The sequence below is a fragment of the Megalodesulfovibrio paquesii genome (assembly GCF_054653055.1).
Genome location: NZ_BAAIGQ010000006.1, coordinates 444,692 through 469,270, shown reverse-complemented (window position 1 = coordinate 469,270; position 24,579 = coordinate 444,692). Strand labels below are relative to the sequence as shown.

Sequence of the window (24,579 nt, the reverse complement as noted above, 5' to 3'; positions counted from 1 at the left end):
TCATCTCGATTGTGGGGCATATTGACGCGGACGCAGCGAACGCCCGATGCCCTCCACCGGTGAGCGCCCGGCGAAGATCCCCAGCCCCAGGGCGATGCATACCATCGCCGCATAGAACAGTTGCATCATCAAATACCCGGACACGGCCAGGGCCGAGCCCAGGCTAAAGACCACGCTGGCCACCACAATGCCCACGGCTGAGGGGAAAATGATGGCAAAGAGCATCCACTTGTACGAGCCTGTCTGCACCTTGACCATGACTGTGGCCGCGAAACAGGGCGGATACAGGGCAAAGAAGATGATCAGCGCCAGGGCATGCAGGGGCGTCATGCCGGCCTCGGTGCTCTGGGCGCCCATGCGGGCCTCCAGGGTGCCGCCTTCATCCGCTCCCTGCTGGAAGAGCACGCCCAGGGTGGCCACACTGGATTCCCGCGCCGCAAAAGAGCTGATGAGGGCGATGTTGATCTTCCAGTCAAAGCCGGCAAACTGCGTCACCGGTTCCAGGGCCCGGCCCAGGCGGCCGAAGAAGGAATTCTCAATCCGCTGGTCCTTGATGACCCGCTGCAGCTCCTTGCGGGAGTTCATCAGCTGGGCCACGGCCGTGCCTACGGTGCGTTCGTCCTTCTCCTTTTTGCCCGGCTTGAGAAAGTTGAAGAACACCTGGTTCTGCTGTTCATAATCGGCCAGCACGGCGTCCATGCCACCACCGGCATTGAGTCTTGCGGCGGTGAACCGGCTGGAATAGTTCATCAGTTCCAGCACCTGGCCCCGATCGGCCAGCATTTCGGCAAACTGCGTGCCCTTCACGGCCTGCTGGAAGGTGGTGTACGCCTCTTCCATGGCCTGCTCATGTTTGGCCATGACGGCATCCGGCAGGGCCGGAAACTGGAGCAGGGCAAAGATGCAGATGCTCACGGCCAGCACGATGGTTCCCACCTTCTGGATGTATTCCCAGGTCCGCTGCAGGGTCCGCGTGGCCACCCCGCGGATGGTCGGCAGGTGGTATGTGGGCATTTCCATCACAAATGGCGCGCTTTCCTTGGACCGCAACACCGTGTGCGTGAGAATCCAGGCGATAATCAGCGCCATGACAATGGTGACAGTGGAGATAAAGAACAGGGCAAAGCTCTTTTCTCCAGGATAAAAGATGTTCACCAGCAAGGTATACAGCGGCACTTTGGCCAGACAGTTCATGTACGGCACGGTAAGAATCGTGGCCATGCGGGAGCGTTCGTCGGGAATGCCCTTGGTGGCCATGATCCCCGGCACGGAACAGCCGCCGGCAAACACCCCGCCCAGGATGAACGGCAGGGTGCTCTGTCCATGGAGTCCAAAACGCTGAAAGATGCGGTCCAGGATAAACGCAATGCGCGCCATGTATCCCGAGTCTTCCAGCATGGCGATGAGCGCAAAGAGAATGAAAAAGATGGGCAGATAGTTCAGCAGGGTATTGGCGCTGTCCACACACCAGAGCACCAGCGAGCGCAGGAGTCCGTCCTCAACCAGACCGGGAATGGGCAGCAAATCCCCCACAAAGCCCCGGAAGGACGCCAGATACGGCCACGTATATTTGGTCAGCTCATAGCCCTGCACAATGGACACCTGATAAATGCAGTACACCGTGAGCACCAGAAAGACCGGCGCCAGAATGCGGTTGAGCAACACGCGGTCCAGGCGCTCGGACAAGGTGGCCTTGTGGCCGGCGGGCCGGTTGATGCATTCGGCCACGATTTCCTGGGCCCGTGCATGGCGGCGGGCCAGGATGTAATCCGAAACACTCAGCTGCGCAGCCTGCTCAAAGGCGGCAGCGGTCTGATCCACCTGCTTGAGGATGGCTTCGGCGTCGGGATGATTCTCCAGCACCAGGGTGCGGACCATCTCGTCATGTTCCAGCAGCTTCACGGCCATCCAGCGGATGGGGTAGGACGCTTCCAGGCGGGAATTGTTGCGCAGGGCGTGCTCCAGGGCGCCCACCGTCTCTTCCAGGTCTCCATATTGCAAGGGCAGGTGGATGCGGGACTGGCCGTGCATGCCGGCCCCGGTCACCGCCTCGACCAGTTCCTTGCGGCCCACGCCTTTGCGCCCCACCAGGGGCACGGCCGGCGCCTCCAGAATGTGGGACAACCGTTCCACATCAATGTGCATGCCATGGGCGGTGGCCACGTCCATCATGTTCAGACCCAGCACCACCGGCCTTCCCAGCTCCAGCAGCTGCAGGGTGAGCATCAGGCTGCGGGAGAGGTTGGAGGCATCCATGATGTTCACGATGCAGTCCGGCTTGTCTTGCAGTAAAAAATCCCGGGCCACGCGCTCTTCCAGGGAGAAAGAGGTCAGGCTGTATGTGCCGGGTAGGTCCACCACCTCCACGCGCAGCTCGCCATCCCGGTAGCGGCCGGATTTTTTTTCCACGGTCACGCCGGGATAGTTGGCCACATACTGGCTGGCGCCGGTGAGCATGTTGAACACCGTGGACTTGCCGGCGTTCTGCTGCCCGGCCAGCGCCGTCAGCAAATAGCTTTTTGAGGTGGTTTCGGTGGATGCCAATTCGTCATGCGCCATGGAATTCATGCCCTCTCCCTTGCGACGCGTCCCGGCGCAAAGCCGAGGACGGTAACGTCGTCCCGCCGGGCCGAGAGCCCGCGATGCGACTCAAAGAGCTCCCAGATGCCAGCCTGCTGCGCACTGAAGGGATGCCCGCCATATTCCGCAATAAGTTTCAAAAACCGCCGCTTGCCAAAGGGGAGGTTCTTTTCCCCGCCCACCTGGTCGAAGAGCCCGTCCGTGGCCAGGTGCACGCCTGCAATGCCCTCCAGGGAAAGGCACTGTTCGGCGTAGGCATGGTCCTGCGGGGCCTCGCGGTAGCCGATGCCGACACGCTCGGCCTTGAGCTCCCGCGTCTCCCCGTCTGCCACCAGAAACGCGCTGATGCCGGCCCCGGCGTAACACATGGTCGCAGTGTCATTGGGCAGCCAGCACAGGCCCATCTCAAGCCCGTCGTTGGAGCGCTTGCCCGTCCCGGTGGCCTCGCCGTTCTGCCCAAGAAAGGCTTTGAGCTTGCGGTTCAGGGACTCCAGAACCCTGCCCGGGTGGCCCTCCATGGTGGTCAGATCCATGTTGTCCAGCATGCTGTGGACAATGAGGGTGATGAACGCGCCGGGAACCCCATGGCCAGTGCAATCGAACACCCCCACGAACACGCCGCCCGGTGTGCGGCGCAGCCAGTAGGAATCGCCGCCCACCACGTCACGGGGCTTCCAGAGGATGTAGCCATCCACCACATAGTCTGTGAGCCTTGCCGCAGGGATCTGCATCTGGTGCTGGATGGCGCTGGCGTATTCGATGCTGTCCATCACCTGACGCTGGGCCTCCTCCAGTTCGGACAACATGCCGGCGATGCGATGTTCGCGGTCCAGCAGGGAGCGGCCCATCCAGAACATGTTGCGCTTGAGGCGGATGAAATCGTTTTCCGCGCCGCGCTCGGGCGGCAGATGCAGATCCTGCAGCCCCTTGCCCTCCTGCAGGCTGCGGCAGAAGTTGTTGCACAGGGTGATGTTGCGCAGGGCCACAATCTCTTCCAGGGCTTTGCAGACCGGGAAATACAAGAGTACCCAGGCTGCCATGTACATGATGATCCCGGCGCTGACATGTTCCGCCTGCGAAACGCCCTGCGCGCCCACCCCTTCGTGCTGGCCGTGCGAGGTTTCCAGCTGCACGAGACAAATGAGAGCCGGAATGAATATGCTTATCAATACCAGGGTACGAATTTGGGTACGAATACCCAAATCGGACAACCAATCACAGATTCGTCGCCACATCGTGCGGGGCCTCCTCAATGGCAGGGGTGGAATCGCCGGTATCTTGCAGGGCGCGCCGGGACGAGACCGCAGTCGCAGACCGGCGGGATTGGGCCGGCAGGTCGGGCAGTGTGGGGGCGCGAAGGTTCCGCGCCGCTGCCCAGCCGAGCACGCCGAGGGTGAAGCCGTTGTGCAGGGTGGCCCACAGCGCCGGCGCGCCGCGGCCCGCCGCAGCCAGAGCCAGGATGGCGCCGTTCACGCCCACCGCGCCCCAGAAGGTCTGATTGACTGAAACATCCAGGCGCCGGGCGATGGCCCGGGCAGCAGCCAGGCTGTGGATATCCTCGTGCAGCAGCAACACCTGGGCGGTGTCGCGCGCCAGATCCGCCCCCTTGGGCATGCACACGCCCACCTTGGCCAGCATCATGGCCGGGGTGTCATTGAGACCGTCGCCCACGTAGGCGATGGTCCGGCCGGAATCAACCAGCTCCCTGACCATGGCCGCCTTTTCCTCAGGCTTGAGTTCGGCGTGGGCGGCATCCAGTTCCGGCAGCTCGCGCAACAGGTTGTTGGCGGTCTGCAGGTGATCCCCGGTGAGGACCACCATGCGGTCAATGCCCATGGCCCGCAGCTGGCGCAGGGTTTCGCGCGCCTCAGGGCGGATGGCGTCGGCCAGGCCCACAATGCCGGCCAGCTGCCCGTCCATGGCCACGTACAGCACGGTGTTGCCCCTGGCCCGCAGGTGATCGGCCTGATGCTCCAGGGCCGAGGCATCCACCTGTTCGTCTTCCACAATGAAATGCCGGCTGCCCACCAGCACGCGCCGCCCCTCCACCATGGCCGACACGCCATGCGCCACGATGAACTCCACCTGCGGCGTGGACGGCACCTCCACCCCGCGCCGGGTGGCCTCGGCCGTGACGGCGCGCGCCACGGGGTGCCCGTAGTGCGCTTCTGCCGCCGCAGCCAGGGCCAGCAGGCCATTCTCATCCAGCCCGCTTTGCACCGTGGAGACCACGGAGGTCACGGCCAGCTCACCACTGGTCAGCGTGCCGGTCTTGTCGAAGACAATCGTGTCCACCGCGGCAAAATCTTCCAACGCCTGCGCACCCTTGAAGATGACGCCGGCATGCCCGGCCGCGTACATGCTGCTGCGCACGGCCACGGGGCTGGCCAGCTTGATGGTGCAGGAGAAGTCCACGGTCAGTACCGAGGCGGCACGGCGGATGTCCCGCGTCACCAGCCACATGAGCACCCCGAGCCCAAAGGTGATGGGCACGAGGCGGTCGGCCAGGTTGGCCCGGCTCTCCTGCGTGGCCGATTTGGCCCGCAGCGACTGTTGCAAAAACCGGTTGATACGCGCCAGCCGCGTGCCCTCGCCCACCTCTTCGGCGGCGATGATGAGCTTGCCCTCCTCCACCACAGCCCCGGACAAGGCCATGGTTCCCGGCTTGTAATGAGCCGGCGCGGCCTCCCCGCTGATGGAGCTGGTGTTCACCGAGGCCTCGCCCTCGACCACCTCGCCATCCACGGGAATAAGTTCGCCAGGGCCGCAGACCACGCGGTCGCCCTTTTCGATTTCTCTCACGGCCAGCTGCACCTCGGCCCCATCGCGCAGGACCCAGGCGAACTCCGCCTGCGGTCGCATGAGGGTGCTCAGGAGGTCGGTGGAGGAATTCTCCAGCCGGGCTTCCAGGTATTCCACCAGGGAAAGCACGGCCACCACCAGGGAACTGGTCAGATAATCCCCGCGCAACAGCGAGGCCCCCACCACTGTGGCATCCAGCACCTTGACCCGCACGCCCTCGGTAAGCAGGCTGTGCACGCCCTCGACGATGACCGGCGTGCCCAGGGTCCAGGCCAGCACTGCCCGCAGATGCCGTGGCAGGAAAAGATTCAGGGCCAGGGCGGCCCCGCGCACGGCCACCGGGTAAAACGACGGCCGCACCACATCCCGGAACCCGGAGTGGAACGCCTCCTCGGGGAGGCGTTCCAGAAGCTCCAGGGCCTTGCTCCGGGCGGATTCCGAAGCATACTCCACCACCACGCACTGGGCCTTGCGGTTGATGCGGCAGCTCCGCACGCCGGGCAGAGCCTGCAGACGAGCCTGCAGGTATTCCGCATCCAGCTCCGGATCGAGAAACATCGGCCCGTGCCAACGAACCCGGCCGGGGATTTCGTGCGCCACCCGCAAACGGCTCTGGGGGCTGCTGAACGTGGCGGTGGTCATGATTCGATCATCCTTTGCGATTGGGCGACGGGTACAGGGAATGATGCCACAGGGAGAACCCCACCAGGGCCACCCCGGCAGCCAGATGCAGCCGCCGGGAGGTGGTGCCCCGGATAAAGCCCGTGGCCACCAGGGCCGCCAGCGAGACGGTCATGCCGTGCTTGGCCAGGGTCCTGGAGTCCATACCCCCGGTCTGGCGGCCGCATTGACCTGATGATGGCAACCCTGCGCCGTTACCCATTTTTCTGGCTCATTTCTGCTTTGACGTCCTCGACCTTTTCCTTGATCTCCTCGATGGAGCCCTGCACCGAGGTCCAGAGCTTCACGGCGCCCTTGACCAGGGCCTGCTGCACCGTGGGATTGGTCAGCACCAGCGCCACGGCCGCACCGGCGGCCAGGCCGGCCAGATAGTGCTTGTCCGTGACGTTGAACCAGCTCTTGAGCCCCTCAGGCGAGGTGCACATGCCGGCGGCGTACTGGTTGGGATCCTGGGCCTGATACTGCTGATATTGCGGGACCTGCTGGTATTGCGGGGCCGCATACTGGGGCGGATAGGAAGTGTAGTAGTGCTGGCTCATCAGATTTCCCCTTACTGCTTGACGACCTTGCCGCCCTTGCCCTCAGGCGTGGCGATGGCGGGCTCGGCAGGAGCAGGCGCCACGGCAGCCTTGCACGCGCCAGACATGGCATTGTTCCAGACGTACTTCACGGCAGTGCCCACGGCGATCATGCTCACCAGACCCACAATGCCGCCCAGGCCCACGGTGGAGGCCACGGCCGCGCCGGCTGCGGCGGCCAGACCGGTGCCGCCGGCTTCCTTGAGAGTGTGCACAGCGGCCTGCTGCTTATCCATGGTCCCGGCACGGTAACCGGCAATGCCTTCGGCCAGGCCGGCGGTGGCGCCCACCACGGCGCCAAACGCGCCAGCGCCCATGGCCACACGGGAAACAGGAACCACAGTGGCGGAAACGGCGTAATTCTGCTTGCTCATTCTCTTATTCTCCTTCGGGAGCGGAAGATTGGCTGGAGCCGACGAGCCCGCCGACCATGCCGGCCAGGGCGTCCTTCACGGCGTTGTTGGTCAGCAGGATAGACAGGGCCGCGCCCACGGCAGCGCCCTTCCAGAACTGCATGGAACAACTTTCCAACATGCCCATCATGCTGGTGGGGTTGGGCGTGCGGCCACTCATGATGTCATTCACCAAACCCATCATGTGCCCGAAGCCCTGGGGCATGCCCATGCTCGCGAACTGGCCAGATTGGCCAGCCTGGCCAGCCTGGGCGGAGGCATCATGTCCGCCACAGCCGCATCCGCCACCGGAGCCGCCGTGTCCGCCGCCCTGCGACGCTGCACCCTGCGTTGCTCCAGGCATTTGCCCAGGCATTTGGGCCTGACCGTACATATATTGCGCGGCCTGGGCAGGCTGCCGGGAAGGGGCCTGGTACATGTACTGGGCCGGCTGTTGAGGCGGGGACTGGTACATGTATTGTTCATGCAAAGGTGTTTTTTGAGGAGCCGGGCCCTGGGACATGTACTGCCCAGATTGCGGTCCAGCCTGGACCGGACCTTGCGGAGCACCCTGCGAAGCGCCTTGCGGAGCACCCTGCACGGGAGCCTGCATGGCCGGACCCTGGTACATGTACTGGCCCTGTTCAGGCATGGCCTGTTGCGGCGCCTGATACATGTACTGGGGCTGGCCAAGCATCTGGCCCGGCATCTGGCCAGGCATCTGGCCAGGCATCTGGCCAGGCATCGGGGCACCCATCTGCGCAGGCGCCTGGGGCTCGCCCGCATCGCAGGACTTGCCCGCTTCCGCCTCGCCGCTGTTTTTCTTGCCATACTGCCAGCCGCCTTCGGCCTCGGGCTGTACCGGTGCGGCGGCCTGTTCTGCCGGGCCCATGGCCTGGACTGCCTGAGGGGCCACGGGGGATGCCGGCGGCTGCGTTGCCGGGCCGTACTGCAGCAGGGGCTGGCCCGCATACTGACCCATCGGTTGGGCTGGGGCGGCCATTTGTTCCTGCCCATACATCTGCCCGGCCGCAGCCAGCTCCGCCGGAGCGGCGTACTGGGGCGCATATTGGGGGGCAGGCTGCGGGGCGTACTGGGGAGTACCCATCTCGTTCATGCCTTTTGCTCCTTGTGGATGCTGGGGTGACACTGGTTACTGCACGCAGCGTTGCTCGCCGGGAGAAACGAGCTGCAGCGCGCAGGCAAGGACGTGTTCGTCTGAGGATTGTTCTGCAAAAACCGCCTGCAGCAACTCAAAGGAAATAATGTCCGTCGCGTATTCCAGCACCATGGTTTTGGCCATGATGTTGACCCGCGTGTGCTTGATGCCGGCCAACAGTTCCACCGAGTCCCGCAGCGTGGAAAAAGACGGGTGCTTCTGGATGGCCGGATCGAATACCAGCCGCAACCGCCCAGGAATGTGATGCGCCACGCGGGCATATTGGCGCAGCACCAGCAAATCAGATGGATTCATGTCGTGCTTCCTTCCTGTAACCGCTTGCCGCGGAACCGCGGCCTTTCATGGAGCCGGATTGCACCAATTCCCCTCAAAACCCGGCGTCGATGGTACAGGTTTGTGGTATCTCTTCACGGTTGGCAACCCGTGATATTTGCAATGATTATTGACCTCACACAGATTGTGTCACGATTCCAACTTCTTTCAGCGTTTTTGGGCGCTCAACATTTTTTTCCACCTTCAATAACCGCGCTGAGTTAAGCAACACCGCCGACGTATGACCGATGTGCAGCAGCCCGGCGGCCACGGGGCCAAGCAGCCCGAGTGCCCCGGCCAGCCCGCCCAGGATGTTGCTGCCCGTGGCCATCCAGAAATTTTGGTGTATGATGTTGATGGTTTTTTGCGAAATCCGATGCGCCTTCATCACGCCTTCCAGGTCTTCGCCCATGAGGGCGATATCTGCGGCTTCCAGAGCGGCTTCGTTGCCATGAGAGCCCAGGGCCACGCCCACTTCCGCCTCCACCATGGCCAGGGCGTCATTCACGCCATCGCCCACCATGGCCGGCCGTTTGCCACGGGCCTTGAGCTCTGCCATGAGCCGGGCCTTGTCCTCGGGCATGGCCGAGACCAGCAGATTGGGAATGCGCAAGTCCCGCGCCAGGGCCTGCGCGGTCAGGGCTTCATCGCCAGTCACCAGATGCACATCCACACCACGGCCCTGGAAATACCGGACCACGGGTGCGGCATCCTTGCGCACGGGGTTCTGGATGCCAAAGAGCCCCCGCACCTCTCCGCCCTGGGCCAGGTACAGCACGGTCAGCCCGTCTGCCTGCATGGCGCTGACCCGCAGGTCGCCATGGGGGAACGGCGTGTCAAACCGCTGCAACAGCTTGTAGTTGCCCACCAGCACGTCCTGGCCATCCACCACGGCGCGCACCCCCTGCCCTAGAAAATACTCGCAGCGCTCGTGCCCCTGCGGTGTCAGGCCCAGGGCGACGCCGTGATCCTTGATGGCTTCGGCCAGCGGGTGGTGGTTATGCGCTTCCGCAGAAAGGGCCAGCTGCAGCACGCCGCGTTCATCCAGGCCGTTCATGGTATGGATGGCGGACAAGGTCGGCCGGGCGCCGGTGAGGGTGCCGGTCTTGTCCAGACAGACGGCGTCCACCTGCGCAAAGCGTTCCAGCGGCCGGCCGCCCTTGAAGATGATCCGCTCCCGGGCGCCGCCGGCGATGGCCGAATTGATGGCCGTGGAGGCCGCCAGGGACGTGGCGCAGGGGCAGGCCATGACCAGCAGCACTGTAAAGGCCCGCCACAGGCTCTGCGTGAAAACCAGGGTACCCGCCGTGACGATGAAGCCGATGACAATGGTTTTGCGGGCGAGCCCGTCGGCCATCTGCTCAATGTCGGCCCGATGGGAAAGGCCGGCTTCGACCTTTTCAAAAATTCTGGCCAAATAGGTCTCCTCACCCACGCACTCGGCCCGAACGTGGATCACTCCGCGGCGGACCACACTGCCGGCATAGACATAGTGGCCGTCGCTGCAGGGCTCCAGATCACACCGGCCGGTCATGGAAGAGACGTCCACCAGGGCCTCGCCCTCGATGACGGGCCCATCCACGGGAATGCGCTCCCCGGCGTGCAGGGCCAGGATATCGCCGGGCTGCAGCTGGGCCGTGGGCGTTTCCACCTCCACACCGTCACGCAGCACGAAAGTGTGATGGGCGGTTTCCTTGAGCATGGCCTTGATGCTGCGGCGGGAACGCCGGGCCATGTGCGCCGTGAGCAGGTCGGATCCGGCGCTGATCCAGAGCACCTCCAGGGCCGTGGCCACTTCGCCGGCCCCGGCCGCAGCCACAATGGCCCCGCCCAGGAAAGACTCCAGGCTGACCTTGCCGCGCCGGAAGTCCTGGATCATCTTTTTAAGGAGCGGCAGCGCCCCGTAAAGCACTGCCGCCCCCACTGGAGACAACAAGCCCGGCGCAGCCGCCGAGAGCAACACCTTGCGGCCCAGCATCCACAAGCCGGCGGCGGTAAGCACCCCGAAACGCACGGCGTGGGGCCGCAGGGTGGGCTCCACACTGGCGCGGGATGGGCAGGCGCATTGTTCCAGAGTATCTGACAGCCGGCAGTGATCCGGCTGCGTGCTGACTGGAGCATTGATCGCGGCGAGCAGGCCGGATTGTTCCAGCTGTTCCGGGTCGAACACCACCACCAGACTGCGGCAGGCCGGGTTGACGCGGACATGCCGCACGCCTGGCAGCTGCGTGAGGGCCGCATGGGCTTGCTGCAAGCCGTCACCGTGCTGGCCACTGCGCACCCGCACCCGTCCTGGCACGGCGTGAACAACCTTGAAAAATTGGCTCATGCTGCCTCCTCGGCATCGTCGGGCTGCGCATCCCGCACAGCATGCAACCCGGCAAGGTACTGGAAGAAATGCACATCGTCATGTCGGGGGCTCTGCCGCTTGAACACACTGACGATGTTGTGAAAGCTCAGCGCCACGTCAGGATCAAAATGCCGGCCGGCCTGCACGTGCACCTCTTCCGCCGCATCCAGCAGCGAGGTTCCTCGACGGTAAGGGCGGTCCTGCATCATGGCTGACACACAGTCTGCCACAGCCAGCACGCGCGCGCCATAGGGGATGGAGAGTTCTGCGAGACCATACGGGTAGCCGCTTCCATCGTACCGCTCATGGTGATGCAGAATCATGGTGGAAATGCCCGTCTCACCATTCAGGGCCTTGACCGGGGCGACGATGCGCGCGCCGGCTTCAGGATGCCGCTTGACGATCTCCCATTCCTGCGGCGTGAGGGGGCCTTCCTTGAGTAAAATATGGTCGGGCACGGCGATTTTACCCAAATCGTGCAAATGCCCGGCAATGTGAATGGCTGTGGCCAGTTCGCGCGAGGCGCCCTGCTCCAGGGCCAGAGCCAGGGCCAGCACGGCAACCTGCTCGGAGTGGCAGCGGGTGTGATGATCCTTGGCGTCGATGGCGCAGCCCAGGGATTCGGCGAACTGGTGAATGGACGAGCAGGTGCAGCGGCACGCGGGGGTGTCGAGGCTCCCCATGTCCAACAAATACCAGGATTTATCATACAACATGGCACAGGTCCTTGGGCTATGGCTCCTGCGTGGGCCATGCGAAATCCGACACAGGAGCCAAAGCGCCCCAGGCGGGATTCCCGGGGCGCTTTGGCAGGGAGAAACAGGGAACAGTTACTTCATTTCAAAGGCTTTGACCCAGATCACGGCATCCTGGGACAGTTCCTTGCCTTCGTATTCCTTGGCCGGGCCGGCGCCCAAGGCGCACACGCCCCACCAGCCGGCCTTGGCCAGCCCAATGGTGAACTCGCCCTGGCCATCGGCATTGGCGCCCATGGTCACCATGCAATCGTTGGGGGCCTTCACGGCAGCCTTGGCCTGGAAGGCGTTGGCCTTCATATCAGGCATGTGGTTCATGTATTCCACTTCCAGCTCGGCATCGGCCACAGGCTTGCCCTCGGAGAGCACCTGGCCGCGGAACACACCGCCGGCCCAGTTGGCGTACGGCTTGTCAAAGGGCACGATTTCCGCCGGCAGGCCCACGGGCTTGGCCCAGTTGCCAGGCACGCCGCCCACATTCACCACCAGCTTGGTGATCTGCTGGATGTAGGCGTCCTCTTCCTTTTCCAGGTAGGGGGAAGGCACGAGCACGAAAACATAGTCGCCCATGGAGCGGACCACGGTCTTGGGCAGCACGGCCTCATAGGCCACCCCGCTGTTGGTGAGGCTCTTCCACTTGATTTCCTTGAGGTATTGCTTGAGATCCACCTTCTTGGGCTCGCCCTCGGAGCCGCGCTGCTGGAGCACATAGAACTCCTGCACCGGACCCATGTCCATGGTGTGGCCCGCTTCGAAGGGATGGGTAAAGACAATCTTCAGCACCATCTCCCCGCCTTCCGACAGGGCGATCTCCGGCGTGTACATCATCTGGAAATGAGCATGGGCCGTGGCGGGGATGGCCAGGGCCATCACCATGGCCAGCATCACCTTGCGCAGAACCGTACGACGTTGCATGCGACCTCCTTGAGGCTGTTCGAAAATGAATGTGACAGTCTTTTTCAGTATGGTGCGGCAAAAGTCACTTATTTGATGTCCGCGCTCTTGATCACAATGGAGTGGCCTTCGCCACCCTCGAAATTCACGGTGAAGTCACCGGCGGGCTTTTTGAACGTAAATTCGCTCACTTCGCTCATTTTGCCTTCCTCCAGCACTGCGCCGGAAGCGTCCTTGACCACCATCTTCACGCCTGAGGCCGAAGAACCGTCGGAAAAGCCACCCTCGCACATCACCGTGCCATCGCCATTGTCAAAACAAGAGCACAGGGGGGTGTGCGCAAAGGCCAGAGAGGCAGAGGCCAGGAAGGCCGCACAGAACATCGCAGTCAGCAGGGTACGCATTGCATTTCTCCTTGGGCAGATCGTTGCAAGACATCGGGCAGCGCCCGGGCATGGCATCCTCAGCGGACAGGGCAAGGAAAATCCCCGCGCGCCACACGCGGGTTAGGGACTTTCCCTAAATCGTTCCCCGCACTCCCCCCTGGCGTCCCGATGACACCAACGTGGAAGGACAGGTGGTTATTTATCGATATTGATTTTCATTGTCAACACTAAAAACAATCCGGCCTGTTGCCTCCAAAACTGTTCAATTTCGGGCACCCGCGAGCGGCTCGGCGCGTTAAACCTCGTTGACCGGGATAATTAATTTCATTATCACCATCTCGTCAACCAATTCTTGCCACTAATTTACCGGAGGACGTCATGTTCGGGAAACGACACAGAAATCGGCAACGAGGGGCCGCACCGGACAGCCGCGAGACCGCAGCCGAAACCTGCGATGCCCTCACCCTGCGGCATGCGCCCAAAGGATGCGCCTGCCGGGTTCGGCGTCACAGAGCGTGCGGCGCCGTGCGTCAGCGCTTGCTGGATCTCGGGTTCTTGCCCGGTGCGGAAGTGGAAGTGGTGCGCGTGGCCACGCTGGGCGACCCCATCGAAGTCCGGATCGGCGGCTATTTTGTCGCCCTGCGCAAGGAGGAGGCAGATCGTATTGACGTGGAACTGCCTGAGGCGGCAGTGGGCTAACCCCGGCCGGGTAATCCCTTACAGCTGGTCCCGCATGGTGGGATAGGCCTTGGCCAGATTCAGGTAGGTCTGCTGCATTCTGGCAAATTCCGGCTGCACCAGCTCCGCGGCAATAAAGGCGCAGGCCTTGGCCAGTTCCTGGCGGATCCAGCCCTGCCTGGCCTGCCGGCGCGGCAGGGCATCCTCCTGCCGCAGGCGAAGGGCTTCGGCCACAAGCTGCCGTGCCCGCACCTGCAGCGAATGCTCGCGCCGGACCAGTTCCCTGGCCTGCGTCCCGATGCGAAGAAGCGCTTCGGGACGGGCAAGCCACTCCCTGGCAATGGCCGCCGCCGCCGGGGCATCGCCCCGGGGATAGGGCGGCAGCATGGTCTCGCCTGGCTGGAAGAGCTCTTCAAGCCCGTTTTCCCCAACCTCGGTGAGCACCGCCGCGCCACAGGCCGAGGCCTCGAACAGGCGGAAATTCAACTCCCCGGCCGCGGTCTGGTTCAGGACAATCTGCGAACGCTGAAAGATGGGTGCGTAGCGTCCCTGCAGCAGCACCAAGGGGGCCAGTTCCTTGAACCGTTTGAGGAACGGCAGGCGTTGCGGAATGTTCTTCGGCTGCAGTGTGCCCACAAAGCTGACGGGAATGTCCCGCGCCAGTCCGGGATCCGTATCCACGCGCTCGTCGCAAAACAGCGGACTCCACACCGCCACGTCAGGGCGCACGGCCTGATTGAACACGGGCACATAGTCCTTCTGGGCCACAAAGACCTTGTCGAACGCCGCGGCAAAGGGGATGTGCCAGGGGTTGCAATAGTCATCGATGGTCAGCCCCAGCACGGGGCACTCCAGGGCCTCGAAACCAAAGATCGAAGGCAGGTAGCCGTGGTCGCACCACAGCACCAGATCCGGCATGAATTGCCGGGCCTGCAACAGAGATTCCAGCTCGCGACGGTGGCACATCCGCGTCAGCTGCACGAAATCCCGGGGATCGACGCCCGCATGCGGCGCAGGATGCGGACTCAGGCACAGCACCTCACAGCCCTGGGCTTTGAACACATGGTAGAACCGCGGACTTTCCAGCAACAGCACATTCACGTTTGCCACTCCATCCAGCCTTGATCATGCCACCGCAACAGGCCCCTGTGCATGCCCAACCGGGCATACCGTGGCAGCAACTCCCCGCCTATTCCCCAGAGTTCTCCGCCAACCCGCCTGGGCAGCAGGACCCGCGCAGGGGGGCCGTATTGATGCAATATCCTGCGCAACCACAAAAAGATCGCCCGGCTTCTGGCCATGGTTCCCGCTGCGGGGTGATGCGGACCGGCCAGCACGTGCGGCGCAAAGCCCGGCTGCTCCAACACCCCGATACGCCAGAGTGGCACACCCTGCTCCCAGCAACGCAGAATCGCCCGTCCCATCGCCCAGGCCGCGGCCTCCAGGGGCATGGGGACAAATTTCCCTTGCCGCCACTGTCTAGCAAGAGCTGTTCCTTCAATGACCAGGCAGGGATACAGCCGCAGCCCTTCCGGGGCATGGACCAGGGCTTCGGCCACATCGCGCTCCACATCGCCGGGGCGGCGTCCCGGCAATCCTGGCATCAGTTGCACGCCCAGCCCCAGCCCTGCCGCGCGCACCATGCTGCAGGCACGTACGGCGCACGCGGCGTCATACCCTCGGGCGCAGGCCTGCAGGGCCGCATCCTGGAACGACTGCACGCCCAGTTCCACCACGTCCAGCCCCAAAGCCTTCCAGCGGGCCAAGCCGGCAGCATCCACGACATCCGGACGTGTGGAGCACCGCACCCGGCCAATGCGGCCCTGTTGTTTCCATGCCGCGGCCAAATCAAGAAAGCGTTCAATCCACTCCTGCGGCAGTGCCGTGAAGCTGCCACCGTAGAAGGCCAGCTCATCCCAGGCCGAGGCAGGGTCCGCATCCTGCATTCCCCGACGCAAGGCCTCATAGGCATCCGCCAGGGACGTTTCGCCCACTCCGGTCTGCCGTGTCTGGTCGCAGAACACGCACCGGCGCGAGCAACCGGCAAAGGGCAAAAACACCGGCCAGATGCGCCGGCGTCGTCCTGAAGGCAGGGCCTGCGGCTCCGGCCACGGTATTCGTTGCGTACGAGCCGACATGACCTCTCCTGAACTGGAAAAAACAGAAAAAAGTGAATGGCGCCGGGAAAATGCCTTGAACTGGCCGATACATTCAGTTATACCGGTGAGTAAGATTCCATAGCCTGCTTGGTCACATCTCCGCCACCCCATCTAACCACTTGACAACGTAAAGAAAATTGCTAATTTTCCGTTTTGGTGACGAAGCATGGTGGGGAATGTAGCCCACATACGGATGCTGGATCAGGAACGCGCGCCGCGCATGCCCAAGGACGCAGTGCATATGGTTGATGCCAATTGCATTTTCTGCAAGATCATCCAGGGAACGATCCCCTGTCAACAGGTGCTGCGCACGGAAACAGTGCTGGCTTTTCTTGACCTGAATCCAGTCCACCCCGGGCACACGCTTGTGGTGCCCACGTCGCATCACGTGACCCTGATGGATCTGCCCGCCGCAATGGGCAACGGGTTGCTTGACGCCCTCTCCCGGGTTGCCCGCGGGGTGATGGCGGCCACCGGTGCGGATGGCGTCAACCTGATGCAGAACAATCACCCTGCCGCAGGACAGGTGGTGATGCATGCGCATTTCCATCTCATCCCCCGGTTTGCAGACGACGGGCTGGCCTTGTGGCCGCAACGTCCCTATTCCAGTGCAGACGCCATGGCCGACATGGCACAGCGTATCGCCGCGGCCATTACGGCAGCGTAGTTTTTTTACAGACAGCGACCAGCGCCCTGAAAGGATTCCTTATGAGCGACAAGACACTGACCAAAGCGGAAATCGTCGACGCCATCTATGAGAAGACCAACCGCAACCGCGCGGAAGTCAAAAATATTGTCGAATCATTGCTCAAGATCATGAAGCAGGCCATCAAGAAGGACCACGCCCTGCTCATCAGCGGCTTCGGCAAGTTCGAGGCGTACGACAAGCAGGCGCGCAAGGGACGCAACCCCCAAACCGATGAAACCATCACCCTGCCCCCGCGCAAGGTTGTGGTCTTCCGGCTTTCCCGCAAGTTCCGCGCCGAACTCAATCAGCAATAACGAAGGCCCCCGGGAACCGGGAAAGCATCGTTCGGCGCGCGTTCTCCGCGGCAGACATACTCTGCCACGTGCCCATCTGCACGCGCCAGAACAGGCGCCCGCCAATGTCCGACTCCACGATGCGGGAACCCGGCTTGCCCTCGGCCTGAAGCGCTGACAGCAGACGCAGGGCATTCTCCTGCACGGTGAAGGCGCCTACCTGGACGAAGAACGTTCCTGTGAAGTCGCCATTGCGGTACGTTGGCACATCGCCTAGGGCCGCAATGCGCACTCGCGCCGTGCCCGGCCCGGTGACGCCCAGTTCCCTGGCTGCGGCGTGCGAGAGGTCGATGATCCGCTCCGAAACAAAAGGGCCGCGGTCGTTGATGCGCACCACTGTGGTGCGGCCATTGTCCAGGTTTTCCACCTGCACCATGGTGTGCATGGGCAGAATCTTGTGCGCCGCAGTCATCTGGTTCTGGTCGTACACCTCGCCGCAGGCCGTGCGTCGGCCGTGAAAACCCGGGCCATACCAGGACGCCAATCCCTTTTCCGTAAACCCGTCCGCCGTGAGCAGGGGATGGTACGTCTTGCCGCGAATGGTATAGGGCTTGTAGGTGCCTTTGAGATTGCTGCGCGTGGCCGAGCTGCCGCCGCAGCCGGAGAGCACAGCCATGGTCAGGCATGCGGCAAGGAGAATCAGCGAGGCGAACGGCCGGGACATGCATCCTCCTGCGGCCAGAAGGTCATGAGGTCCCAGATGGTTTCCAGGCGCCCACCGTCCGGCAGGGCCAGCACCCGGGCCCAGCCCAGGCGGCCCTGTTCCAGGCACGGGAAGAGTTGCCCCGGAGCCCCCGCAGGCAGTTCCGAAAGCATGGCTTCGCCAGGCGCACAGGCACCCCATCTGTTGTACGCCTTGCATGTGCCATGAGAATCCGTACAGCGCAACAGGCACAGGCCGTGAAACAGCGGTCTGGAATCTGAAACAGCCTCTTTCCCACACTGCGAGAGGCATCCGGCCACCAGCCGCATTGCCCGTTCCATAGACTGCAACATCCGTTCGCGCGCCGAATTATCCTGATGACTCGCCAAAGATGAAGAAAGCAAGGCTGCCATGGCAGTCATTTCGGCATCGGAGAACGGTGCTGCCCGACCCTGCTCATAGGCTTCGGCAATAATGGCCAGCAGGGTTGTGACCAACGGAGCATCCTTGGAGGGGTCTTGCAGCCCCAGCCGCTGTTCCAGCCAGGCAATCACCCCGGCCCGGCCGGATTTGTCGGTGATGATGATCCGCGACTGCCGGCCAAGCACGGCGTCGGGATCAAAAGCTTCATAGGTGTCGGCAGATTTGCGCAAGCCGTCCAGGTGCAGGCCGGCCACATGGGCAAAGGCGCGGCCGCCGAGCAGCGGCTGCTGCTCCGGGATGGGCACCCCCATGGCGGCCAGTTCGCGGGCCAGCTCGCCCAGCACGTGCAGATCCACCGAGGCCGTCCCAGGGGCCAGCAGACTGTATTCCGCGGTCAGGCCTTCCACACTGGCCGTTCCCGTGCGCTCGCCAAGGCCCATCAGGCTGGCGCTGGCGCCGGCGCAACCGGCCAGCCAGCCGGCCACGGTATTCGCGTGGGCCCGGTGGAAATCGTTGTGCCCGTGAAACTCCAGGCGCTCGCCGGGCACGCCGCCCTCCTGCACAAAGGCCTGCACCAACGCCGCCATGCCCATGGGCAGGGGCGCACCGGCATACGGCATGGCCAGCCCGAGGGTATCGCACAGGCGGATGACAATGGGGCGCCCGCTTTGCCTGGCACGTTCCATGATCCTGCGCGCCAGGGGGATGCAGAACCCGGGCACGTCCGCCCTGGTCACATCTTCAAAATGGCACCGCGGGGTCAGGCCCAGGGAGAGCGCCTCGTCCAGCACGGCCAGATAGGCGTCCGTGGCCTGGGCATCCGTCCAGCCGAATTTGTGCCGCAGGTGCTGGGGTGAAACGCTCATCAGCAGGCTGACTTCGGCGATTTCCATGTCCCGCACGGTTTGCAGATCCTGGTGGGAGGCGCGGGCCCAGGCCGTGACGCGGGGGAAGGGCCTCCCCAGCGCCCGGCAGGCGTCCACGGCGCGGCGATCCTTGGCTGTGTAGCAAAAAAACTCGCTGGACCGGATGAACCCGGCAGGGCCACCCAGGCGATGCAGCAGATCATACAGACGAACGATCTGCTCCACGGTAAAGCTGCGGCCGGCCTGCTGTCCCTCGCGGAAGGTGGCGTCGCAGATGTACACAGGAAGCCCCTGCGGCAGCAGGGAGGCACCGCTGGCAGCCGGCTGGGGACGACCCGGCGCGAGGAAGGCACGGCTCATGCGATGGCGCCTCGTCGGGCCGTGGGGAGTTTGGCGCACAGCCGGGCCATGCGGGAGGTTTCTTCCAGCACCAGGGGGCATTCAGGGCGCAGGGATTGCGCCCGCGCCAAGGCTTCGCGGGCCGGCTCCCACCAGCCACCCTGCCGCAGGCTCTGGGCTGCCAGGAGATACAGCAGCTGCGGGTCATCCTCGTAGAGCACTTCCAGCAAATATTCCCGCTTGTCCCCAAACACTTCCTGCACCAGGAGTTCCTGGCTGAACAGGAAGCGGGCCAGCAGCGGGCTGTCCCGATACTTGCGCAGCACCGGCGGGAAAAGCATGAGACATTCCGCAATAATTCGGCGAACCCGGGCAATTTCGCGCGCCAGGCTCTCCCGGGTCTGCCCCAGCACGTCCACCATGCAGGCCACGTGCTCGCGCTCCTGGGAGGGCAGGGCCTGGGTCTGCAGGCTTTGCACCCAGGGCACGTAATTCTCGTGCTGGTGGGCATCCTCGCGAATTTTCACCACTTCGTGAAAAATATAGCCCAGAGCCCAGTCCAGAAAGCTGTCCAGCCGCGCATCCTCGGCAAACTGTGGCAAGTCGGGCGAGCCGCGCAGGAGCAGGTGGGAGGTATCCTTGAGGCGCCAGAGGATGCCTTTATTCATCACGGAGCCGGTCAGCTGGCGCAGGGCCAGATAATCTATGGAGCCGCTGGCTTCATAGGCAGCGAAAATCTGTGAAAAATCGCGGGTTGCCAGGCAGAAGTCCCGCAACAGGTCGCGGGCGAACTCCAGCTTTTTGGCCCGAATCCAGGCACGTGACACGTCAGGCTCCAGGGTGGCCGGCACGGCGGCGCGGGGCCGGCGCAGTCGCAAGGGTGGCGGAAAAGAACAATCGTCTCGGCAACACTGGTATCATATAACGCCAAGCCGGCCGCTTAGTCAAAAGCGAGAGTCAAACCCGGATGAACGTGGCGACGGCTTTGGCGGCTAGTGTCCTGGCATTGCGCAACAATTCCGCTTCCAGGGTCAAAAGACGCGAGCCCTCGCGCTGCATCCAGGCCTTGGCCTCCACGGCATCGCCAAGTTGCACCGGGCTGAAATACCGCACAGACATCTCCACCGTGGCGATGCGCAGCATGCCCAGCCGGCCCAAGGCGGCGTGGGCCATGGCCTCGTCCAGAAGCGTGGCGATGACGCCGCCGGCCAGCACGCCGGCCCCCTGCAGAAGCGCGGGCGTGACCACGGTGCTGAGCACCGCCGCTTCGGCATCCAGTCTGGAAACGACAATGCCCAGGTGCGCAAGCAACGGATTGACCGCCTGCCCTGGCTGCACCACGTTTTCCAGATAGCTCCCCTTGCCTTCCAAGGCCGCACTCCTTTCACGCATCCTTGAGGTGCAGATCGTCCTTGACCAGAACCGAAGCCACGCGCGGCGTGACCTGACTTGCAGAGGCCGGCCAGGCCACGCCCTTCAAGTGCCGGTACATGTTGCCGGCTTCCTGAAAGTCCGGATTGATCTGCAGCGCCTGAATCACCCAGTCCAGGGCGTGATCCATTTCCTTGCTGAAATAATAGGCCTTGGCCAGATTATAATAAATGTTCTCGTCATTTGGAGTCAGTTCCAGGGCCTGCTTGTAGGCCCGGATGGCGCCAAAGACGTTGCCGGCCTTGCGCAGCTTGACACCCAGGGTATTGAACGGATTGGCGGCGCGCTCGTCCATTTTCAGGATGTCGATGAAGAGCTCCTTGACCTTTTCCATGTGGTCCAGCTCCGCGAACATATCGGCGGCTTTCTTGAGGAAACGCTGGCTGATGGACATCTCGCCCTTGCGCTTGAAGGCTTCGGCCAGCCCTTCGTACGCCTCGGCGAACAGGTCATTGATGCGGATGGCCTTCTGAAAGGCAATGATGGCTTGCCCGTAGCGCTCCTCGGCCAGATGGCGGCAGCCCAGGTCATACATCTTTTGCGCCTCGCCTTCCACGCTGGTCAATTCCTGCAGTTCTTCGATGGCTTCATCGAAGTCCCCGGTTTCCAGCATGAGCTTGGCGTCGCTGAGCTGGCGCTGTTCAATCTCGTTGAACGTGGCCAGCTGCAGCGCGGTCTGGCTGTGGCGGGCGAAGGTTTCATCGGAGTATGGCCGCAGGATGTAGCCGGAGCAGCCGGCGGCCACGGCGTCCAGCACGTCGTGCCGGTCGTTCTTCAAGGTGACCATGACCACGGGAATTTTCCGCAGCACCGGCGAGGTTTTCATCTTTCGGATAAAACCCAGGGCATCCAGGCCGCCGAGCTCGTGGTCGCAGAACAGAATGTCGCAGGGGCTGGCCAAAAGATAGCTGTAGGCCTCCACCGCAGAGGAAAACGTCCGCACCACTTCAAGGGGCATCTGCCGCAGGGCCAGTTTGTCCCGCTCCACGTGGGTGCGGTTGGCGCTGAGGATCACGACTTTTTTCGTCGCGGGGCGGATATCATACCCGGTCGGCCTCATGCCCTCCCCCTCACAAGCGAGGCCGGACGGCAAGACCGGGCCGCGCACCATGACGAGTGAGCGCACCAGGGCTGGATGCGCCCCCGGCAACTCCCGCCAGCCTGGCGCCCCGGCCGTCCCTGTCGGCCCTGTTGGCCCAGTTGGCCCAGTTGGCCCTGTTCTGGCGCAGCAGGCCGTAGCACTTCCGAAACAGCGCGCCAGAGGCGCCCCGGCACCGGAGGCAGCCCTTCCCGCCCCAGCCCCCGGGAAGGGGCCTGGGGCTGAACGCCCGGCCTGCCGGCTGTTTTGTCAGAGGCCACCACGGCAACCACCATCATGTACCTGCCCCCTTCCTTGCCATCAGCATGCGCCGCACGTGTATTGCCATGCATCGCAGCCAGAGATTGCCCGGACCGGCCACCTGTCCCCGCACCGGGGAGGAGATTGGCAGCAGGCGCTCCTGCCCCGGCTGCCAATGCTATCACCGGCACGGCATCTTGCGGAAGATGCGAAACCACAAAAAGCTGCATTCTGGCGCATCTCCTTTGGCCTCTGGCGGCAGACACAGCCCCCGGAAGCCTGCGGACCTTGCAAGGCTGTCGATCCCGCCCGCCCGCGCCCAAGCCCCCCCGGGCAGACGAAGCAGGCGGCAGGGCATGGCCGGCACGCACCAGCCACTCGCCCTGCCCATGTTGCCAGAAGATACTCCGGCCGACACAGGGCGCAGTCGCCTGCGCCGCAGTGGGTTCCAGTCGGACGCTGCGAGCCGGCTGCGACATTTCCCTGCCCTTGTTCAACGCAACACCCCGGTGCAGGTTACTTGGCGTAGCCCACGGCGCGGCGTTCACGAATCACAGTCACCCGGATCTGGCCGGGATAGGTCAGATTTTCTTCAATCTTATGCGAGATGTCTTTGCACAGCAGGTAGGTGGTGTCGTCATCGACCTGCTCGGAATCGACCATGACCCGGATCTCCCGGCCGGCCTGGATGGCGAAGGCCTTGCTCACGCCGCCAAAGCCGGTGGCAATGTTCTCCAAATCTTCCAGACGCTTGACGTAGTTTTCCAGCAGCTCTTTGCGGGCGCCTGGCCGGGCGCCGGAGAGGCTGTCCGCCGCCTGGACCAGCACCGCGGTGATGGACTTGGGAGGCACGTCTTCATGGTGGGCGGCGATGGCGTGGATGATCTCTTTGGATTCATTGTACTTCTTGGCCAAGTCCGCCCCAATGATGGCATGCGGCCCTTCGATCTCATGATCCACCGCCTTGCCGATGTCATGCAACAAACCGGCGCGCTTGGCCTTTTTCACATCAAGCCCCAGCTCCGCAGCCATGACCCCGCACAGGGAGCAGACTTCCAGGGAGTGCTGCAGCACGTTCTGGCTGAAGCTGGTCCTGTATTGCAACTGCCCAAGCAACTTGACGATTTCTGGATGGATGCCATGCACGCCCGCATCAAACGTGGCCTGTTCGCCAATCTCGCGCAGCTTGACATCCATCTCCTGCTCGACCTTCTTGACGATGTCTTCGATGCGGGCAGGATGGATGCGGCCATCGCTGATGAGGCGTTCCAGGGCCATTTTGGCAATCTGGCGACGAAGCGGCGAATAGGCGGAAAGAATGACCGTTTCAGGCGTGTCATCAATAATCAGGTCCACGCCGGTGGCTGCTTCCAGGGCCCGGATGTTACGGCCCTCACGGCCGATAATGCGGCCCTTCATGTCTTCGCTGGGTAACGTGACGGCAGTGACGGTGTTTTCCGCCACAAAGTCACCGGAATAGCGCTGCACGGCGGTGGCCAGGATTTCCTTGGCCTTGCGGGAGGCCACTTCCTTGGCTTCGGTCTCAATCTGGCGGATCATCTTGGCCGATTCATGGCGCGTGCGCTCTTCCAACTCCGTGACAATACGCTGGCGCGCTTCTTCCACGGTGAGGCCGGAGATTTCCTCCAGGCGGCGGGTGCGCTCGGCCTCCAGCGCCTGCAGGTGCTCCTCGCGGTCCACGAACTGCCGCTCCTTGCGGGTCAGTTCCTTTTCCAAGGCCAGCACTTCGCTTTCCTTTTGCGTGGCCTTCACGCTGCGCTCTTCCAGCCGCTCTTCCTTTTCCAGCACCTTGGATTCGCGACGCTTGAGCTCACGCTCGCGCTCCTTGATGTCGAGATCCAGTTCCTTTTTCAGATTGAGGATCTCATCCTGCGCCGAAAGCTGCACTTCTTTTTTGTGCGCCTGCGCCTCCTTGCGGGCCTCCTCCACGATTCTGTTGGCCAGCTCCTTGGCTTCGCTGACCTTCTTGTTGCCCATGACCTGCAAGGCCCAGTATGCCCCGCCAGCGCCCAAGGCAACACCCAGCAACATCAACATGAACGATGTGAATGACATAGACCACTCCCTCTATTCCATCAGGCCGTGCCTGTCGCAGCAAACGCGGCGCTGCGCGACCGGGACGCAAGCCGGTCAGTCCGCGCTGCTATGGGTTCAGCAGGCCATGGTGAGGAAGCGAGGTGCTCTACAGGCTTTACGAAGAAACGATGCGGCAAATCAGCCCGGTCCTGCGGCGGAGGGCATTGCGGGCCGCTTTCGCGGGGCATGCCTGATCGGGATGGCGTGAAACCGCGCCACTCGCCAAACGCGAAGCAAGCACGCAACGCGCCGGCACCTCCCCATCCACCGTTTGCCCTGTGCCATGCGGGCATCCCGCATGGCGGCATCATTTGAAAGCAACAAGGTCCCCAGAACGCCGTGTCATGGGCCTTTTTGAACCATGCTATGCATGGCGGGCGCCGCCTGTTCTGCTTCAGGCTCCCCGTGGATTTCGGGTATGCACACCGCAGAAGCTGAGGCAGCACCCTGGAGTGAATCATTGGCTCAAGAAAGAAACCCAATGATCACGCACATCCCAGGGCGACCGTGTTACTTCAAAGAACTCCCGAACTGCGTTCGGAGCGGTACATCCTCGATCCTGGTCCGGATCGGTCGGCCCGCGGCTGTATTCCCCCACGCCGCTTCCAGGTGCACCGTGCGCCCTCACGGGTGCCGGCCGGGTCCCGCTCGTT

General features: G+C 63.2%; 23 protein-coding genes and 1 other RNA gene. 3 read left to right on the top strand and 21 right to left on the bottom strand.

The window, feature by feature from the left end; translation table 11 throughout:
* From feoB to ACYQ00_RS14925, 12 genes are all read right to left on the bottom strand, one after another.
* Entirely contained in the window at nucleotides 1-2,568 is a 2,568-nt protein-coding gene (gene feoB / locus ACYQ00_RS14980; RefSeq protein WP_460032905.1) for a ferrous iron transport protein B, read from the bottom strand.
* Nucleotides 2,565-3,713: a SpoIIE family protein phosphatase gene (locus ACYQ00_RS14975; protein WP_460032904.1), complete on the bottom strand. Its 1,149-nt coding sequence runs from the start codon at nucleotides 3,711-3,713 to the stop codon at nucleotides 2,565-2,567. Before ACYQ00_RS14975 ends, feoB begins: the two co-directional genes overlap by 4 nt.
* An 82-nt stretch (nucleotides 3,714-3,795) precedes the next feature.
* The gene (locus ACYQ00_RS14970; RefSeq protein WP_460032903.1) at nucleotides 3,796-6,024 is read right to left on the bottom strand and encodes a heavy metal translocating P-type ATPase; all 2,229 of its coding nucleotides are present in this window, start codon (nucleotides 6,022-6,024) and stop codon (nucleotides 3,796-3,798) included.
* Between the two features lie 7 nt (nucleotides 6,025-6,031).
* On the bottom strand, nucleotides 6,032-6,208 hold the full coding sequence (locus ACYQ00_RS14965; RefSeq protein WP_460032902.1) for a hypothetical protein: 177 nt from the start codon (nucleotides 6,206-6,208) through the stop codon (nucleotides 6,032-6,034).
* A gap of 49 nt (nucleotides 6,209-6,257) precedes the next feature.
* Nucleotides 6,258-6,602, bottom strand: coding sequence for a YtxH domain-containing protein (locus ACYQ00_RS14960; protein WP_460032901.1), 345 nt, complete (start codon nucleotides 6,600-6,602; stop codon nucleotides 6,258-6,260).
* 11 nt (nucleotides 6,603-6,613) lie between these two features.
* A complete protein-coding gene (locus ACYQ00_RS14955) occupies nucleotides 6,614-7,015 on the bottom strand; it encodes a magnetosome protein MamC family protein (protein ID WP_460032900.1) in 402 nt (133 codons plus the stop codon).
* A 4-nt stretch (nucleotides 7,016-7,019) separates the two neighbouring features.
* Nucleotides 7,020-8,150: a PAT1 family protein gene (locus ACYQ00_RS14950; protein ID WP_460032899.1), complete on the bottom strand. Its 1,131-nt coding sequence runs from the start codon at nucleotides 8,148-8,150 to the stop codon at nucleotides 7,020-7,022.
* Nucleotides 8,151-8,186: 36 nt separating this feature from the next.
* Complete coding sequence (locus ACYQ00_RS14945; protein ID WP_460032898.1) at nucleotides 8,187-8,507, bottom strand: hypothetical protein; 321 nt, start codon at nucleotides 8,505-8,507, stop codon at nucleotides 8,187-8,189.
* A gap of 154 nt (nucleotides 8,508-8,661) precedes the next feature.
* Entirely contained in the window at nucleotides 8,662-10,854 is a 2,193-nt protein-coding gene (locus ACYQ00_RS14940) for a heavy metal translocating P-type ATPase (RefSeq protein WP_460032897.1), read from the bottom strand.
* A complete protein-coding gene (locus ACYQ00_RS14935) occupies nucleotides 10,851-11,591 on the bottom strand; it encodes an HD-GYP domain-containing protein (protein WP_460032896.1) in 741 nt (246 codons plus the stop codon). Before ACYQ00_RS14935 ends, ACYQ00_RS14940 begins: the two co-directional genes overlap by 4 nt.
* A gap of 114 nt (nucleotides 11,592-11,705) precedes the next feature.
* Nucleotides 11,706-12,545: a DUF4198 domain-containing protein gene (locus ACYQ00_RS14930; RefSeq protein WP_460032895.1), complete on the bottom strand. Its 840-nt coding sequence runs from the start codon at nucleotides 12,543-12,545 to the stop codon at nucleotides 11,706-11,708.
* Between the two features lie 68 nt (nucleotides 12,546-12,613).
* Nucleotides 12,614-12,928: a hypothetical protein gene (locus tag ACYQ00_RS14925; protein ID WP_460032894.1), complete on the bottom strand. Its 315-nt coding sequence runs from the start codon at nucleotides 12,926-12,928 to the stop codon at nucleotides 12,614-12,616.
* Between the two features lie 360 nt (nucleotides 12,929-13,288).
* Here ACYQ00_RS14925 and ACYQ00_RS14920 point away from each other — a divergent pair, with 360 nt between their 5' ends.
* Nucleotides 13,289-13,609 carry a FeoA family protein gene (locus ACYQ00_RS14920; protein ID WP_460032893.1) on the top strand — a complete coding sequence of 107 codons (321 nt, stop codon included), beginning with the start codon at nucleotides 13,289-13,291 and terminating at the stop codon, nucleotides 13,607-13,609.
* 18 nt (nucleotides 13,610-13,627) lie between these two features.
* Here the strand turns inward: ACYQ00_RS14920 and ACYQ00_RS14915 are convergent, their stop codons facing one another.
* A complete protein-coding gene (locus ACYQ00_RS14915; RefSeq protein ID WP_460032892.1) occupies nucleotides 13,628-14,689 on the bottom strand; it encodes a glycosyltransferase family protein in 1,062 nt (353 codons plus the stop codon).
* Nucleotides 14,686-15,726: a radical SAM protein gene (locus ACYQ00_RS14910; RefSeq protein WP_460032891.1), complete on the bottom strand. Its 1,041-nt coding sequence runs from the start codon at nucleotides 15,724-15,726 to the stop codon at nucleotides 14,686-14,688. The genes ACYQ00_RS14915 and ACYQ00_RS14910 overlap by 4 nt, the downstream gene beginning before the upstream one ends.
* Before the next feature lie 262 nt (nucleotides 15,727-15,988).
* Here ACYQ00_RS14910 and ACYQ00_RS14905 point away from each other — a divergent pair, with 262 nt between their 5' ends.
* Together ACYQ00_RS14905 and ACYQ00_RS14900 are read left to right on the top strand one after the other, a co-directional pair.
* Nucleotides 15,989-16,414, top strand: coding sequence for an HIT family protein (locus tag ACYQ00_RS14905; protein ID WP_460032890.1), 426 nt, complete (start codon nucleotides 15,989-15,991; stop codon nucleotides 16,412-16,414).
* Between the two features lie 41 nt (nucleotides 16,415-16,455).
* On the top strand, nucleotides 16,456-16,749 hold the full coding sequence (locus ACYQ00_RS14900; protein WP_021759211.1) for an integration host factor subunit alpha: 294 nt from the start codon (nucleotides 16,456-16,458) through the stop codon (nucleotides 16,747-16,749).
* Here the strand turns inward: ACYQ00_RS14900 and ACYQ00_RS14895 are convergent.
* The 7 genes from ACYQ00_RS14895 to ssrS form a co-directional block, all read right to left on the bottom strand.
* Nucleotides 16,736-17,452: a septal ring lytic transglycosylase RlpA family protein gene (locus tag ACYQ00_RS14895; protein WP_460032889.1), complete on the bottom strand. Its 717-nt coding sequence runs from the start codon at nucleotides 17,450-17,452 to the stop codon at nucleotides 16,736-16,738. The genes ACYQ00_RS14900 and ACYQ00_RS14895 overlap by 14 nt on opposite strands.
* Nucleotides 17,428-19,080 carry a homocitrate synthase/isopropylmalate synthase family protein gene (locus ACYQ00_RS14890; RefSeq protein ID WP_460032888.1) on the bottom strand — a complete coding sequence of 551 codons (1,653 nt, stop codon included), beginning with the start codon at nucleotides 19,078-19,080 and terminating at the stop codon, nucleotides 17,428-17,430. Before ACYQ00_RS14890 ends, ACYQ00_RS14895 begins: the two co-directional genes overlap by 25 nt.
* Nucleotides 19,077-19,886, bottom strand: coding sequence for a hypothetical protein (locus ACYQ00_RS14885; RefSeq protein WP_460032887.1), 810 nt, complete (start codon nucleotides 19,884-19,886; stop codon nucleotides 19,077-19,079). Before ACYQ00_RS14885 ends, ACYQ00_RS14890 begins: the two co-directional genes overlap by 4 nt.
* A 130-nt stretch (nucleotides 19,887-20,016) precedes the next feature.
* Nucleotides 20,017-20,430 (bottom strand): PaaI family thioesterase, encoded by a 414-nt coding sequence (locus ACYQ00_RS14880; protein ID WP_460032886.1) that lies wholly within the window; start codon nucleotides 20,428-20,430, stop codon nucleotides 20,017-20,019.
* Between the two features lie 13 nt (nucleotides 20,431-20,443).
* On the bottom strand, nucleotides 20,444-21,550 hold the full coding sequence (locus ACYQ00_RS14875; RefSeq protein WP_460032885.1) for a tetratricopeptide repeat protein: 1,107 nt from the start codon (nucleotides 21,548-21,550) through the stop codon (nucleotides 20,444-20,446).
* Between the two features lie 795 nt (nucleotides 21,551-22,345).
* Nucleotides 22,346-23,905, bottom strand: coding sequence for a ribonuclease Y (gene rny, locus ACYQ00_RS14870; protein ID WP_460032884.1), 1,560 nt, complete (start codon nucleotides 23,903-23,905; stop codon nucleotides 22,346-22,348).
* A 343-nt stretch (nucleotides 23,906-24,248) separates the two neighbouring features.
* Nucleotides 24,249-24,432: non-coding RNA, 6S RNA (ssrS, locus tag ACYQ00_RS14865), on the bottom strand.
* Nucleotides 24,433-24,579: the final 147 nt, after the last annotated feature.